At 71.5% G+C, this 13,618-nt stretch carries 12 protein-coding genes; 4 read left to right on the top strand and 8 right to left on the bottom strand.

Features of this window, described 5'->3' with window-relative positions; genetic code table 11:
* Nucleotides 1–36: 36 nt before the first annotated feature.
* On the top strand, nucleotides 37–1,407 hold the full coding sequence (locus GEV26_RS14220) for a glycosyltransferase family 39 protein (RefSeq protein ID WP_153654088.1): 1,371 nt from the start codon (nucleotides 37–39) through the stop codon (nucleotides 1,405–1,407).
* Here the strand turns inward: GEV26_RS14220 and GEV26_RS14215 are convergent.
* From GEV26_RS14215 to GEV26_RS14205, 3 genes are read right to left on the bottom strand one after another with little or no spacing between them, the layout of a single operon-like run.
* On the bottom strand, nucleotides 1,388–2,668 hold the full coding sequence (locus GEV26_RS14215; RefSeq protein WP_153654086.1) for an MFS transporter: 1,281 nt from the start codon (nucleotides 2,666–2,668) through the stop codon (nucleotides 1,388–1,390). The two genes, GEV26_RS14220 and GEV26_RS14215, sit on opposite strands and share 20 nt — an antisense overlap.
* A 47-nt stretch (nucleotides 2,669–2,715) precedes the next feature.
* Nucleotides 2,716–3,420, bottom strand: coding sequence for a hotdog family protein (locus GEV26_RS14210; RefSeq protein WP_153654084.1), 705 nt, complete (start codon nucleotides 3,418–3,420; stop codon nucleotides 2,716–2,718).
* An 11-nt stretch (nucleotides 3,421–3,431) separates the two neighbouring features.
* Nucleotides 3,432–4,787: a cryptochrome/photolyase family protein gene (locus GEV26_RS14205; RefSeq protein ID WP_153654082.1), complete on the bottom strand. Its 1,356-nt coding sequence runs from the start codon at nucleotides 4,785–4,787 to the stop codon at nucleotides 3,432–3,434.
* Between the two features lie 55 nt (nucleotides 4,788–4,842).
* Between GEV26_RS14205 and GEV26_RS14200 the strand changes: the two genes are divergently transcribed.
* Nucleotides 4,843–5,532 (top strand): iron-dependent transcriptional repressor DtxR, encoded by a 690-nt coding sequence (locus GEV26_RS14200; protein ID WP_153654080.1) that lies wholly within the window; start codon nucleotides 4,843–4,845, stop codon nucleotides 5,530–5,532.
* A 108-nt stretch (nucleotides 5,533–5,640) separates the two neighbouring features.
* Here the strand turns inward: GEV26_RS14200 and GEV26_RS14195 are convergent, their stop codons facing one another.
* Entirely contained in the window at nucleotides 5,641–6,474 is an 834-nt protein-coding gene (locus tag GEV26_RS14195) for a DUF1295 domain-containing protein (RefSeq protein ID WP_243838767.1), read from the bottom strand.
* Nucleotides 6,462–7,769, bottom strand: a complete 1,308-nt coding sequence (locus GEV26_RS14190; RefSeq protein ID WP_153654078.1) for an SAM-dependent methyltransferase — start codon at nucleotides 7,767–7,769, stop codon at nucleotides 6,462–6,464. The genes GEV26_RS14195 and GEV26_RS14190 overlap by 13 nt, the downstream gene beginning before the upstream one ends.
* Nucleotides 7,770–7,837: 68 nt before the next feature.
* Between GEV26_RS14190 and GEV26_RS14185 the strand changes: the two genes are divergently transcribed.
* Both GEV26_RS14185 and GEV26_RS14180 read left to right on the top strand, forming a co-directional pair.
* Complete coding sequence (locus GEV26_RS14185) at nucleotides 7,838–8,329, top strand: PGPGW domain-containing protein (protein WP_194839874.1); 492 nt, start codon at nucleotides 7,838–7,840, stop codon at nucleotides 8,327–8,329.
* A 62-nt stretch (nucleotides 8,330–8,391) separates the two neighbouring features.
* Nucleotides 8,392–9,732 carry a dihydrolipoyl dehydrogenase family protein gene (locus GEV26_RS14180; RefSeq protein ID WP_153654074.1) on the top strand — a complete coding sequence of 447 codons (1,341 nt, stop codon included), beginning with the start codon at nucleotides 8,392–8,394 and terminating at the stop codon, nucleotides 9,730–9,732.
* A gap of 111 nt (nucleotides 9,733–9,843) precedes the next feature.
* Here the strand turns inward: GEV26_RS14180 and GEV26_RS14175 are convergent, their stop codons facing one another.
* The 3 genes from GEV26_RS14175 to GEV26_RS14165 form a co-directional block, all read right to left on the bottom strand.
* Nucleotides 9,844–10,839, bottom strand: coding sequence for a DNA topoisomerase IB (locus GEV26_RS14175; RefSeq protein WP_153654072.1), 996 nt, complete (start codon nucleotides 10,837–10,839; stop codon nucleotides 9,844–9,846).
* A 52-nt stretch (nucleotides 10,840–10,891) separates the two neighbouring features.
* Entirely contained in the window at nucleotides 10,892–11,470 is a 579-nt protein-coding gene (locus GEV26_RS14170) for a hypothetical protein (RefSeq protein WP_153654071.1), read from the bottom strand.
* A 91-nt stretch (nucleotides 11,471–11,561) separates the two neighbouring features.
* Nucleotides 11,562–13,475, bottom strand: a complete 1,914-nt coding sequence (locus tag GEV26_RS14165; RefSeq protein ID WP_153654069.1) for a potassium transporter Kup — start codon at nucleotides 13,473–13,475, stop codon at nucleotides 11,562–11,564.
* Between the last annotated feature and the right edge of the window lie 143 nt (nucleotides 13,476–13,618).

Genomic DNA, 13,618 nt, shown 5'->3' with positions numbered 1-13,618 from the left:
CACGCGCAGGGGCCACGGGTCGGGTAGCCTCCCGCCGTGACCTCCGCCGAGCCCCGCCGCCGTTCCTGGCCGGGGCTCGCACAGCTCGTCGGACCCGCCCTGCTCGCCGCGCTCGTCGGCGCGTGGTCGATCACGAGACCGGCGCTCTGGCGGGACGAGTCGGTCAGCGTGCACTTCGCGCGGGAGCCCCTGGGCGATGCATGGCGTGAGTGGGGAGAGGTTGATGCGGTCCATGCCGCGTACGACCTGCTGCTGCGCCTCACGATCTGGATCGATCCGGTCGAGCTGGGGGTGCGGCTGCCGTCCCTCGTGGGGTTCGTCGTCGCGACGGTGGGTGTCGTCCTGGTCGGTCGGCGGCTCATGGGCCGGACGGCGGCCACGTGCGCGGGGGTCGTCTACGCGATCCTGCCCGTCACGAGCCGCTTCGCACAGGAGGGCCGGTCGTACGCGCTGGTGAGCATGGTGGCCGTCCTGTCGGCGCTGGCCCTGCTGCGGATGGTCGAGCGGCCCTCCCCTGGGCGGGTCGTCGCGTACTCCGCCTCGGTCGCGGTCCTCGGCTGCCTGCACCTCTACGCCTTGCTGCTGCTCGCGGCCCACGGCGCGTACGTCCTTCTTGCCGCCCGGCAGATCGCGCGCGAGGTGGCGCTCGCGTGGGCGGGCGCAGCCGTCGTCCTGCTGCCGCTGGCCGTGGTCGCGGCGGGGCAGCGGGCGGGCCAGCTCGGCTGGATCCGGCGCCCGGGCCTCAGCGAGCTTCGCGGGCTCGTCGACCAGATCGGCGGCACCGACGTCGCCACGGTCGGGCTCGCGCTGCTCGCTGTCAGCGGTGCGTGGGTGCTGCGCAGGTCGCCGCTGCCCCTGCTGTGGGCCGTGCTGCCCGTCGCGGTGTCGTGGCTGGTGTCCCAGGTGCAGCCGGTCTACGCCGACCGCTACGTGCTCTACGTCGTGCCCGCGGTCGCGCTGCTGGTGGGCGCGGGCGTCGACGGGGTCGCCCGCGTGCTCGGCCGGGGCCGCCCCGTCGCCCTCGGCGCGATCCTGGTCGTGGTGGCACTCGCGGTGCTGCCGGGACACCGCGACATCCGGGCACCGGACCGGCGTCCGGACGACCTGAGGTCACTGACCCGCGATCTCGCGGCGGAGGTCGCACCCGGTGACGCGGTGGTCGCGGTGCCCGCCTCGTTCCTGAAGTTCGTGGACGCGTACGAGGGACCGTTCGAGCGGCTCGTCGTGGCCCAGGCGGACAGCGTCCCCGTGGCAGCGGAGCGGGTCTGGGTCGTCACCCGTGGCTACCCGTCCCACCGGGGCGCGCCCGAGCTGGCCAGGCTGAACCGTGACTTCCACCGCGAGCAGGTGCGCTCGTACGGCGTGACGAGCCTGTCGCTGTGGACGCTCAGGACGCCGAGCGCGTGATCCGGTAGCGCACGAACGAGGGCACCGCGATCGACGCGATCACGACGCCGACGACGACCAGGACGCCGCCGCCGGCCGCGGCCGCAGCGGTTCCCACGGCCGCGGCCGACGCGCCGTGCAGGGTGTCGGCGATGCGGGGCCCACCGGCGACGACCACGATGAACACACCCTGGAGGCGTCCGCGCATCGCGTCGTCGGCGGCGGACTGCAGCATGCTCGATCGGAACGCCGCCGACGCCATGTCCGCGGCACCCCCGACGACGAGCATCAGCAGCGCCACGACCAGCATCGGGGTCATCCAGTGGTCGGCGAGCGCGACGGCCAGCCCGAACCCGGTCATCGCGACGCCCCAGACCCCGATGCAGATGACGACGGCCCGGCCCTGCCGCTCGACGTGCGAGACCCAGCCGCTGAAGACGCCGCCGATCACCGCGCCGGCGGGGATCGCGGCGAAGAGCAGGGCGAACACGATGCCGCCGTTGTCGGGACCGTCGAACGACACGTGGGCGATCTCGGGGAACAGCGCCCGTGGCATGCCGAACACCATCGCGATGAGGTCGACCACGAACGACATCAGCAGCACGGGCTGCGTGCGCAGGTAGACGAAGCCGTCGATCACCGCACGGATGCCCGGGGCGCCGGCCGCCGCCTCCAGCACCTGCAGGCTCGGCAGCCGGAGCACCGCGCCGAGCGTCGCGAAGAGCGTGATCGTGTCGATCAGGTACATCCACTCGAACCCGATGACCGGGATCAGTATCCCCGCCACGAGCGGGCCGGCGATCGCGCCGGCCATCGTGACGGTCATGTTGAGCGAGTTGGCCGCAGGAAGCAGCTCGGGCGCGATGAGGCGGGGGAGGACTGCGCTGCGGGTGGGCTGGTTGACCGCGAAGAACGCCTGCTGGACCGAGAACAGGCACAGCAGGAGCCAGACGTTCCGGTTGTCCGCGGCGGCCTGCGCCCAGAACAGTGCGCTGGTCACGATGAGGCCGATCGTCGTGACCACCAGGATCGTGCGCCGGTCGAAGACGTCCGCGAGCGCGCCACCGTACAGACCGAAGATCACCAGCGGGACCAGGCCGAAGACGCCGGCCAGCCCCACGTAGAACGACTCGCCCGTGTCGGCGTAGAGCTGTGCGGGCACCGCGACGACCGTCAGCTGGGCCCCGATCACCGTGATGATGTTGGCGATCCAGAGCCGCCGGAAGTGGTGGTTGCGCAGGGGGCGGACGTCCGCGAAGAAGTGGGAGACGGACCGCGGCACGTCAGGTCACGTTACGCCCGCTCCCACGGCTTCGCCTCAGCAAGCGCTCAGCCGAACGAGGTGACGTCGATCTGGATCCAGACCTGCTCCGCGCGACCCAGCAGCTCGCCGTCCAGGGCGTACAGCGCGGTGCCCGTGAAGAACTTGCGCCCACTCGTCCCGAAGAGCTCTCCGGTCGCGATGAGCGACTCTCCGGCGCGGGGACGGCGCAGCACCTCGGCGGTCATCCGGCCCAGCACCATCGTCTGACGGGTGAAGTCGGCGGCCCACCCGCCGGGGCAGTCGAGGGCCGCCCACGTCGTCGGGACGTCCAGGAGACCGTCCTCCGCGGCGAAGGCGGCGTCGGGGACCCACGGCCCCGCGGTGCGGCCCTCGGCGAACGGACCGGTGAACAGGCGCAGCCCGTCGCCATCGCCGCGAGCGGTGCCGCACGTGAAGCAGCGGTCGAACGGGTGGTGGTCGAAGCCGGGGTACGCCGCGAGGCCGGTCGTGGCCTCCGCGGCGGACGGCATCGCGGGGACGTCGGACCCGAGCTCTCCCGGTCCGGCCTCGCCGACGACGGCGCCGCCGGCGGTCAGCAGGCGCACGTGGTCGCCCTCGCGCTCCCAGCTCAGAGGGACGTCGAGCGGCGGGGGGATGCGCAGCGTCGAGGTGACCGGCCCGGTCCCCACCTCCTGCGCGATGAGTCCGGCGACGTAGCCGCCGTTGCCGGAGTGGTCGGGTCCGTTGAACTGTGCCGGGATCGTCACCATGGGGCCCGACCCTACCGACCCGGCCTGATCTCCTCGTAGCGCCGCAGGGACTCGCGTCGTTCCTCGGCGTGGTCGACGATCGGTGCGGGATAGTCGGCCGGCGGCTCGGCCATCTCCCACGGGGTGTGCACGTGCCTGGCAGGCACGTCGGCGAGCTCGGGCACCCAGCGGCGCACGTACTGGCCGTCGGGGTCGAACTTCTTGCCCTGCGTCATGGGGTTGAAGATCCGGAAGTACGGCGAGGCGTCCGTGCCGGATCCGGCGACCCACTGCCAACCGTGCTGGTTGGACGCGAGATCGGCGTCGACGAGCAGGTCGAGGAAGTGCCGGGCCCCGTGCTGCCACTCCAGGTGCAGATCCTTGACGAGGAAGCTCGCGACGATCATCCGCACCCGGTTGTGCACCCAGCCCTCGCCGCGCAGCTGTCGCATCCCGGCGTCGACGATGGGGATGCCGGTGCGGCCGGCCTTCCAGGCCTCGAGGTCGCCGCCGGGCTCGTCGTACCGCATCTGCTCGAACGCCCGGTTGTAGTAGCCGAAGGTGGAGTCCGGTCGCTGGTGGAGCACGTCGGCGTAGAACTCCCGGAAGGCGAGCTCGCGCGCGTACGCGGCTGCGCCCTCGGAGCGCAGGGGCGCCAGATCGGCCAGCATCGTGCGCGGATGGATCGTGCCCCACTTGAGGTGGACGGACATGTGCGACGTGCGGTCCGGACCCGGGAGATCGCGTGCCGAGGCGTAGTCCGCGACGTCGTCGGCGAGGAACTCGGCCCATCTGGCCCGGGCCGCGTCCTCCCCGTGCGGCGGGAGCGTCATCCCCTCGGGCACGGTCGCCTCGGGGAGCCGGGCCGTCCCGCCGTCGGACCGCAGCCACGGGACGTCGTCGGGGGCGTCGGCGGGCTGTCGCCACCCGTGCTCCTGCCATGCGCGGAAGAACGGGGTGAACACCCGGTAGCCGGTGCCGTCGTCCTTGGCCACCCGACCCGGCGAGACCGCGTACGGCGACCCGGTGCGGACGAGCGGGATGTCGTGGTCGGCCAGGGCTGCCTCGACGTCCCGGTCGCGCTCCGCGCCCATCGGCGTGAAGTCGGCCGACACGTGCACCGAGGAGGCGTCGACCTGCCGAGCCACCCGGAGCACCTCGGTGACCGGGTCGCCGTGCACGAGGTGCAGGCCGCCGATGCGGTCGGCGAAGTCGCCGATCAGGCGCACGAGGTACGCCTGCCGGGTCGACGCTCCGGGTCCCCAGTAGCGGTCGTCCAGCACCAGCAGCGGCACGACACCGTCGCGGCCCTCCTCGATCGCGGCGCGCAGGGCGGGCTGGTCGTGGAGGCGCAGATCGGTGCGGAACCACATGACTGACGTCGGCATGCGCTCCATTCTGCGGCGTGATCGAGCAGTGTGCCCGACGTGGGACAATGGACGTGTGAGCGAGCTGATCGACACCACCGAGATGTATCTACGCACCGTCTACGAGCTGGAGGAGGAAGGCATCGTGCCCCTGCGGGCGCGCATCGCCGAACGCCTGCACCAGAGCGGACCGACCGTGTCCCAGACCGTGGCGCGCATGGAGCGTGACGGTCTGCTGGCCGTCGAGGGCGACCGCCACCTCGAGCTGTCCGAGAAGGGACGCCAGCTCGCGACCCGCGTGATGCGCAAGCACCGTCTCGCGGAGCGCCTGCTGATCGACGTCATCGGTCTGGAGATCGAGTTCGTCCACGAGGAGGCGTGCCGCTGGGAGCACGTGATGTCCGAGCAGGTCGAGCGTCGCCTCGTCGAGATCCTCGAGCACCCGACCGAGTCCCCCTACGGCAACCCGATCCCGGGCCTGGCCGAGCTCGGCGAGGCCGAGGTGCCGGCCCAGTTCCTCACCGGCGTGCAGTCGATGACGGGTGCGGTGCGGGGCGCGGCCGAGCCGGTCCGCCTGGTCGTCCGCCGCATCGCGGAGGAGCTGCAGAAGGACATCGAGGTCATGTCGGTGCTGCGCCGCGTCGGCGCGCTGCCCGGCAACGACGTCCTCGTCTCGCGGGGGCACGACGGCGTGATCGTCGCCCGCCAGGGCGAGACCGCGGAGATCGACGCCGAGGCAGCCGCCCACATCTTCGTCTCGGCCTGAGCAACGGGCCCAGGCTGGCGCGCGTCAGCGCTCGGCCGCAGGCGGCCTCGGCTTCCCGCCTCGCAGGAGGCGGCTGCGCCGCGCACGCTCACGCTGCGCTGGCGCGCGTCAGCGCTCGGCCGCAGGCGGCCTCGGCTTCCGCGGGACGAAGTAGCTGGTGCGCCGGGCGTAGTCGTCCCAGCCCGGCTTCCTGCGCTGGCTCTTCTCGTTGAGCTTGGCGCCGGTGACGTTGACCAGTGAGTACGTCATGACGGCCGGCCCGATCAGCGCGACCAGGCCGGGCCACGAGCCCGCCCCCACGAGTCCCAGGCCCCACCAGACGCACGCATCGCCGAAGTAGTTCGGGTGGCGGGTCAGGCTCCACAGGCCCGTGTCCATGATCTTGCCCTGGTGAGCCGGATCACGCTTGTACGCCTTGAGCTGCGCGTCGCCGACGGCCTCGAAGAACAGCCCGACGGCCCAGACCAGCACGCCTGCGACGGTCAGCGGCAGCGACATGCGCTCGTTGTTGGGACCGACGATGAGCGGGGCCGAGACGATGAACATCGCGACGCCCTGCGGCACGAACACCCGGGTCACGGCCGTCCGGGTGAAGGACCGGCCCTTCTGCTCACCCTGCTCGAGCAGATCCGCGTAGCGGGGGTCCTCGCCCGTGCCGTGGTTGCGCCCGCCGACGTGCCACGCGAGGCGCAGGCCCCAGACCGCGACCATCACCAGCACGATCCAGCGCTGGACGGTCCCGCCGCTGCCGCCGAGGGAGACGATCGCGGCGACCGTCGCGACGACGACGAAGCCGAGGCCCCACAGCGTGTCGACGATCGAGAGCAGCCGGCGGCGAAGTGCGTACGCCAGGCCGAGGCCCATGAAGACCAGCAGGGCACCGAGGCACGCCGCCGCGGTGGCGGCTGTCTGCGACAGGTCGTTGGGGATCACGGCAGCCACGCCAGGGGAGAGGCCGGCATCCCGCTGACGCCGCGGCGAGACGGCTTGACGGCCAGGATCTGGTCGACGCCCATGCGGTTCTCCTCGAACGCCAGCGCCCCGCCGACGAGGTACAGGCGCCACACCCGCGCGCTCTCCTCGCCGATCAGCTTGACCGCGCGGTCCCAGCTCTCCTCGAGGCGGGCGGCCCACCCCGCGACCGTCTGTGGGTAGTGCTCACGCATCGCCTGCACGTCGCGGATCTCCAGGCCCGACGCCGCGATCAGCCCGATCGTCCTGGCCAACGGCTTCATGTGCATGTCGGGGGCGATGTAGGTCTCGATGAACGGGCCGCCGCCCGGGCTGTCGCCGGGGGCGTCGTTGCTGCGGGACATCTGCTGGATCAGCGCCCGGCCACCGGGGCGCAGATAACGGTGGATCGAGTCGACGAAGACGACGTACTCGGCGTCACCCACGTGCTCGCCCATCTCGACCGACGCGATCGCGTCCACCTGCCCGTCGCGCACGCCCGAGGCCTCGAGATCGCGGAAGTGGCGCAGGCTGACGTCGACCCGGTCGGCGAGACCGCGGTCGGCCGCCTTGGCCATGACGTAGTCGCGCTGCTCGACCGACAGGGTCACTCCGGTCACGTGGACGCCGTAGTGCTCGGCCGCGAAGAGCGTCAGCGAGCCCCACCCCGAGCCGATGTCGACCATCTTCATGCCCGGCTCGAGGCCGAGCTTGCGGCAGATCAGGTGCAGCTTGGCCGTCTGGGCCTCCTCGAGCGTCATCCCCGGCGTGTGGTGGAAGCCACTGGAGTAGGCCATGTGCGGGTCGAGGATCAGCTCGTAGAAGTCGTTCGACAGGTCGTAGTGGTGCGAGATCGCCGCCTGGTCGCGCTCCTTGCTGTGCAGCTCGCCGGTCAGGACGGACTCGGCGGCCGGAGCGGGCGGACGCGGGCCGATCGCTCCCAGGCGTACGGCGAGGGCTGCCCCCTTGAGCAGCTGCCGTGGCCCGATCCGCGGCCGACCGGCCGAGGCGTCGGCGACCCGGGCGTCGCGCACCGCGTCCCACATCGCGCGCAGACCGTCCCCGAGATCGCCCTCGACGTCCAGGTCGCCCTGGACGTACGCCCGCGCGACACCGAGCTCGCCGGGCTTCCAGATCACGTGGCGCAGGGCGCGCTTGCTGCGGATGACCACGACCGGAGCGCCGGGCACGCCGGCCTCGCTGCCGTCCCACGCCCGCAGACGGATGGGCAGGGGCAGGCCGAGAGTCTCCTCGGCGAGCCCGAGGAGGGAGGATGCGATGTTCACGGCGACAAGTCAACCGGGGGCCGCAGGGTTGCGCCATCTGAGTTCAGACGATGCGGCAGACTGTTCTCATGAGCGTCGGAACCAGGTTGAAGGGCTGGTCCCAGCGCACGGGCACCGAGGTCCTCGGCTGGATCCTCATCGCGCTCGGCGCTGTGCTGTGGCCCTTGCCGGGACCGGGCACGATCGTCGTGGTGGCCGGTGTCGCCCTGTTGTCACGTCACTACGTCTGGGCGCAGAAGCTGCTCGACCCGCTGGAGCGCAAGGCGATCGACGCCGCCAAGTTCGGCGTCGCGACCTGGCCCCGCATCTTCGTCAGCGTCCTCGGCGTGCTGTGGCTCGTGTTCCTCGGCGCCGTGTGGTGGGTGAAGCCCGACATCCCCGAGTTCGAGATCCTCGGCGTGGGCTTCGGGCCCGAGCTCCCCGCCGCCGGGTGGGGCACCGCGCTCGGCCTGTGGACCTCGGCCGTGGCCGCGCTGGTGCTGCTGGTCTACAGCATCGTGAAGTGGCGCGAGCCCCGCGACCGGACCGCGGCCGCCGACCGCACGAGCGCCGAGAGGTAGCTCTCCGGGGCGTCCTGTCCTCGACCTGTGGCCATCGTCGTCCTCATGACTGAGGATGGGGCATGGCAGAAATCGCGTGCGATGTCGTGGTGGTCGGTCTCGGTCCCGGTGGAGAGGCGCTCGTCGCCCGCCTCGCGAAGGCGGGTCTCGACGTCGTCGCGGTCGAGGCCGAGCTCGTCGGCGGTGAGTGTCCCTACTGGGGCTGCATCCCGTCCAAGATGCTGATCCGGGCCGCGAACGCCCTCGCGGAGGCTCGACGGATCGACGAGCTGGCCGGCTCGGCCTCGGTGACACCGGACTTCTCCCTCGTGGCCCGACGCATTCGCGACGAGGCGACCGACGACTGGGACGACACCGTCGCCGCCGACCGCATCACCGACGCGGGGGCCCGGCTCGTCCGCGGGCACGGCCGCCTCGCCGGCGAGCGGCGGGTCACGGTGGGCGACGACACCTACGTCGCCTCGCGCGGGGTCGTGCTCAACACCGGCACGACGCCGGCGGTGCCGCCGATCGAGGGCCTGGCCGGCACCCCGTTCTGGACCAACCGCGAGATCCTCGAGACCGAGACGGCGCCGGCGTCGCTGATCGTCATCGGCGGCGGGGCGATCGGTCTCGAGCTGGCCCAGGCCTTTGCCCGCTTCGGCACCGCGGTGACCGTGCTGGAGGTCGGCGAGCGCATCCTGGCGGTCGAGGAGCCGGAGTCGTCCGAGCTCGTCGCATCAGTGTTCGAGGCGGAGGGCATCGGCGTCCACGCCGGCATCACGATCGACGGCGTGGCTCACGACGGCGAGGTCTTCCACGTCACGAGCGGTGTGGTCACCTACGAGGCCGAGCGGGTGCTGGTCGCCGCCGGCCGTCGGTCCCGTCTGGACGACATCGGCCTGGAGAGTGTGGGCGTCGAGGCGGGCCACCACCTGACGGTCGACGACTCGATGCAGGTCACGGACGGGTTGTGGGCGATCGGCGACATCGTGGGGCGCGGCGCGTTCACCCACGTCTCGATGTACCAGGCCGAGCGTGTCGCCAAGGCGATCCTCGGGGAGCACCTGCCGGACTACGACACGAGCCTGCCGCGGGTCACGTTCACCGATCCGGAGATCGGGGCGGTGGGGATCACCGAGAAGCAGGCCCGCGAGCAGGGCCTCACGGTCCGGGTCGGGTCGACCGACCTGGCGGCCAGCAGCCGGGGGTTCATCCACGGCCCGGGCAACCGGGGACTCATCAAGCTGGTCATCGACGACGACCGGGGGGTCATCGTGGGCGCCACCAGCGCGGGCCCGGACGGCGGGGAGACCCTCTCGGCGCTCGCGTTCGCGGTGCGCGCCGAGATCCCCGTGGACACCCTCGCCAACACGATCTACGCCTATCCGACGTTCTGGCGCGCGATCGAGTCCGCCCTCTGACCGACCCCGACTGGCGCAACCCCGACCGCGAGTGGCGCGAAAATGGACGACACGCCGTCTCATTTTGTCCGGGTTGCGCCAGTCGCGGACCGGGTGGCGGCCGTCGTCGGGTCAGGCGTTGCGCAGGAGGCGGAGCACCTGGCGCTCGAGAGTACGGCTCGTGGGTGCGCCCGGCGCGACGCGTCGGTGCTCGGCCCCCACCGTGACGCCGTTCTCGAACTCGTCGACCACGCGAGGGTCGACGTATGAGGAGCGGGCGACCGCGGGAGTGTTGCCGAGGTGCTCGGAGACCTCACGCATCGCGGCAGCGGCGGCCCGCTTGCGAGCGGTCGCCGACGTGGCGGTGGAGCGGGCCAGTGCGAGTGCCGCGATCGTGGTGCCGCGCCACGTGCGGAAGTCCTTGGCCGAGTAGTCGGGGCCGAGGCGCTCCTTGACGTACGCGTTGACGTCGGTCGCGTCGAGCCACTTCCACTGTCGCCCGCTCTTGTACGCGAGCAGCCGGTCACCGCCGCCACGTCGGCGGCGCAGCTGCTCCAGCACGGCCTGCACCCGCTCGTCGCGCACGGTCACCTCGACGTGCTGCCCGGACTTCGCGGCGTACGAGAAGCCGAGGCCGCGTCCCTCGGGGTGCACGTGCTGCTTGAGCAACGTGGTGAGCCCGAAGCTGCCGTTCTCCTCGACGTACCGGTCCGAGCCGATGCGGAACATCCCGAGGTCGAGCAGGCTGAACGCGGTCGCGGACACGCGCTCGAGCGACATGTCGTCGCCGCCGAGGTCCCGCCGCGCCGCAGCGCGGTTCTGGAGCAGGGCGGCCGCGAAGCCCTCCATGCGGGCGAACTTCTCCTGGTCGCGACGTTCGCGCCAATACGGGTGGTAGAGATACTGGCGGCGCCCCGCATCGTCGGTGCCGACGGCCTGCAGGTGACCGTTGGGCACCGAGCAGATCCACACCTCGGTCCAGGCCGGCGGGATGACGAGCTGCTTGCAGCGCATGATCTGCTCGGGCTCGAGCGGCAGCCCGTCCTCGTCGAGGTAGCGGAACCCACGCCCGTGGCGGACCCGTGACCAACCGGGAGATGACGGGGACGTGCGGCGGAGTCGGACCATGGCCAAGGAGCCTTACCCGTCGCACGTCCCTCGAAACCGGGCGGCGCACGGATCAGGCGATCCGTGTGGTGTGCCGGGAGACCTCGATCATCGTGACGACCAGGGCGAGGCAGAGATCGGTGGCCGATCCCCGTCGTGGCGCGTGCTCGGCCAGCGCGGCGAGCGCGTCGAGGAGCTCGTGCCCCGCGGCGACGTACGCGCGATCGAGCACGGGCCGGGGCGTCGACTCCGCGAACTGCCGCAGGCGCTGTGCGCCGACGCGCCGTGCGACCTCGACGCGGGCGCGGTCCCGGTCGTCCAGCGTGCCGGCCGCTCCCGAGGGCGCGGCGATCACGAGCTGGGCGATCTGACCCAGCAGCCGGTTCATCCGCATGAGGTCGGCGATCACGACCAGCTGTGACGCCGGACGCCGGCTCGTGCCCGTGGGCCGCAGGGACTCGTCCCACTGCAGGTGCTCGTGCGCGGTGCGCAGCATGGACCTGCGGGTGGTCGCCCCCCGCATGACCTGCCGGGCTGCCCGCACGTCGTGCTCGAGGACGGCCTCGAGACCAAGGTCCCAGGCCTCGGCCAGGTGTCGGTACGCGTGGTGCGTGAGCTGGAGGTGTCGGTCGGCGTCGTCGGTGAGAGTCACTCCACGATCCTGCGCCGGGCTCGCCTGTGGGGACAGGTGCTTGACGCAACCCTGCCGCCGTCTTGACGCGATCCTTGCGGCCGGCCCCGGATCAGACGTCGACGTGCGATCCGAGCACGACCACCCGGTCGCGAGGCAGGCTGAAGTGGTCGGCGGCGTCGGCGGTGACGTGCGACGTGGCGATGAACAGCCGCTTGCGCCAGGTCGCCATGGTTTCGTCGGACCCGACGCGCAGCTCGATCCGCGACAGGAAGTAGGTCGCGTCCTCCAGGTCGACCGGTCCCTCGGTCTGCTCGGGACTGAGCAGCGCAAGGGCAGCCGGGACGTCCGCGTGCTCGGCATAACCGAACCGGACGATCACGCGGGTGATGCCGTCCTGCTCGTGGCCGAGCGAGTCGGCCTGGACGCGGTCGGCCGGGTCCACCCGGGGCACGGGCTCGATCTCGATCGTCGCGATGACCACGTGCTCGTGCCGGACGTGGTTGCGCTCGACGTTCGCACGCAGCGCCAGGGGAGTGGTCGTCCCTCGGTTGAGGAAGATCGCGGTGCCCGGGACGACCGCGGGCGCCTTGGCCTCGTCGTCGAGATCGTCCACGAAATCCTGCAGTGGTCCCTCCATCTGCTCACGGCGTGAGGTCACGAGCGACCGGCCGCGCTGCCAGGTCGTCATCACCGTGAAGGCGGTGACCGCGATGGCGAGCGGCAGCCACGCGCCGTGGACGAGCTTGGTGAGGTTCGCGCCGATGAACAACGCGTCGACGGCCAGGAGCGGGACCGCCGCCAGCGCCAGGACCCACGTGGGTGTGCTCCACACCCGGTGGGCGACGTAGAAGAACAAGATGGTCGTGATGGTGATCGTGCCGGTGACCGCCATGCCGAACGCGTACGCGAGCGCGGCCGAGGTGCGGAACGCGAAGACGAGCGTGAGCACCGAGATGAGCAGGAGCCAGTTGATGCCGGGCACGTAGATCTGTCCACGCGCCGACGACGACGTGTGGAGGATGCGCAGCCGCGGCAGGTAGCCGAGCTGCGCGGCCTGCGAGGTCACGGAGAAGGCGCCCGTGATCACCGCCTGCGAGGCGATCACCGTCGCGGCTGTCGCGAGGACGATCAGCGGGATCCTCGCCCACTCCGGGGCGAGCAGGAAGAAGGGGGCGCTGATGTTGTCCGGATCCTCCAGGATCAGTGCTCCCTGTCCCATGTAGCTGAGGGCGCACGCGGGAAACACCAGGAAGAGCCAGCCGGTCGCGATCGGGCGGCGTCCGAAGTGGCCCATGTCGGCGTACAGCGCCTCGGCGCCGGTGACCGCCAACACGATCGCGGCCAAGGCGAAGAACGCGTAGTGGAAGCTGCCGGCCAGGAAGTCGATCGCGTAGACGGGGGAGACGGCCTTGAGGATGTCGACGTCCTTCGTGATGCCCCACGCGCCGCACGCACCGATCGCTGCGAACCACGCGATCATCACAGGCCCGAAGAATCTGCCGACGACGGCTGTGCCGTGACGTTGCACCGAGAACAGCAGCACGATGATCGCGGCCGTGACCGGCACGATCCACGGCTCGAAACCGGGCTCGATCGTCTTGACGCCCTCCACCGCCGACAGCACCGAGATCGCCGGGGTGATCATGCTGTCGCCGAGGAACAGGGACGCGCCGAAGAGCCCGAGCCCTGCGAGCACGACCGCTGCACCGCGCCTGCCGTCGCCCAGCCAGCGGCGTACCAGCGAGATCAGCGCCATGATGCCGCCCTCGCCGTCGTGGTCGACACGCATCGCCAGCATCACGTACGTGATGGTCACGATCAGCGTGATCGACCACAGGATCAGCGAGACCACGCCCAGCACGTGGGCGTCGGTCACCGGGACGGGATGCGGGTCGTCGGGGTTGAAGACGGTCTGGATCGTGTAGATCGGGCTGGTGCCGATGTCGCCGAACACGACGCCGAGGGCGCCCACCACGACCGCGAGTCGAAGGACGTCGCGTGAGGCCGGGCGGGAAGAGGTCACCTGCTCAACCTAGGCCCGGCTCGCGGCGTAGGCCCCACATCTTGACGCGATCTTGACGCCGGTCGCCGGCAGGGGGTCTGCAGGCGTCGCAGGACGCCCGCGCTAAGAACGCGTCAAGACCCGCTAGGAGGCTGTCAAAGCCG

Source organism: Aeromicrobium yanjiei, assembly GCF_009649075.1.
Taxonomy (GTDB): Bacteria; Actinomycetota; Actinomycetes; order Propionibacteriales; family Nocardioidaceae; genus Aeromicrobium; species Aeromicrobium yanjiei.
This window is presented reverse-complemented; position numbering and strand designations above follow the sequence as displayed.

Excerpts from the sequence above, each read along its gene's own strand:
- GEV26_RS14210 (WP_153654084.1), bottom strand. The coding sequence starts at position 3,420 with ATGGTGACGATCCCGGCACAGTTCAACGGACCCGACCACTCCGGCAAC.
- GEV26_RS14205 (WP_153654082.1), bottom strand. The coding sequence starts at position 4,787 with ATGCCGACGTCAGTCATGTGGTTCCGCACCGATCTGCGCCTCCACGAC.
- GEV26_RS14185 (WP_194839874.1), top strand. The coding sequence starts at position 7,838 with ATGAGCGTCGGAACCAGGTTGAAGGGCTGGTCCCAGCGCACGGGCACC.
- GEV26_RS14180 (WP_153654074.1), top strand. The coding sequence starts at position 8,392 with ATGGCAGAAATCGCGTGCGATGTCGTGGTGGTCGGTCTCGGTCCCGGT.
- GEV26_RS14175 (WP_153654072.1), bottom strand. The coding sequence starts at position 10,839 with ATGGTCCGACTCCGCCGCACGTCCCCGTCATCTCCCGGTTGGTCACGG.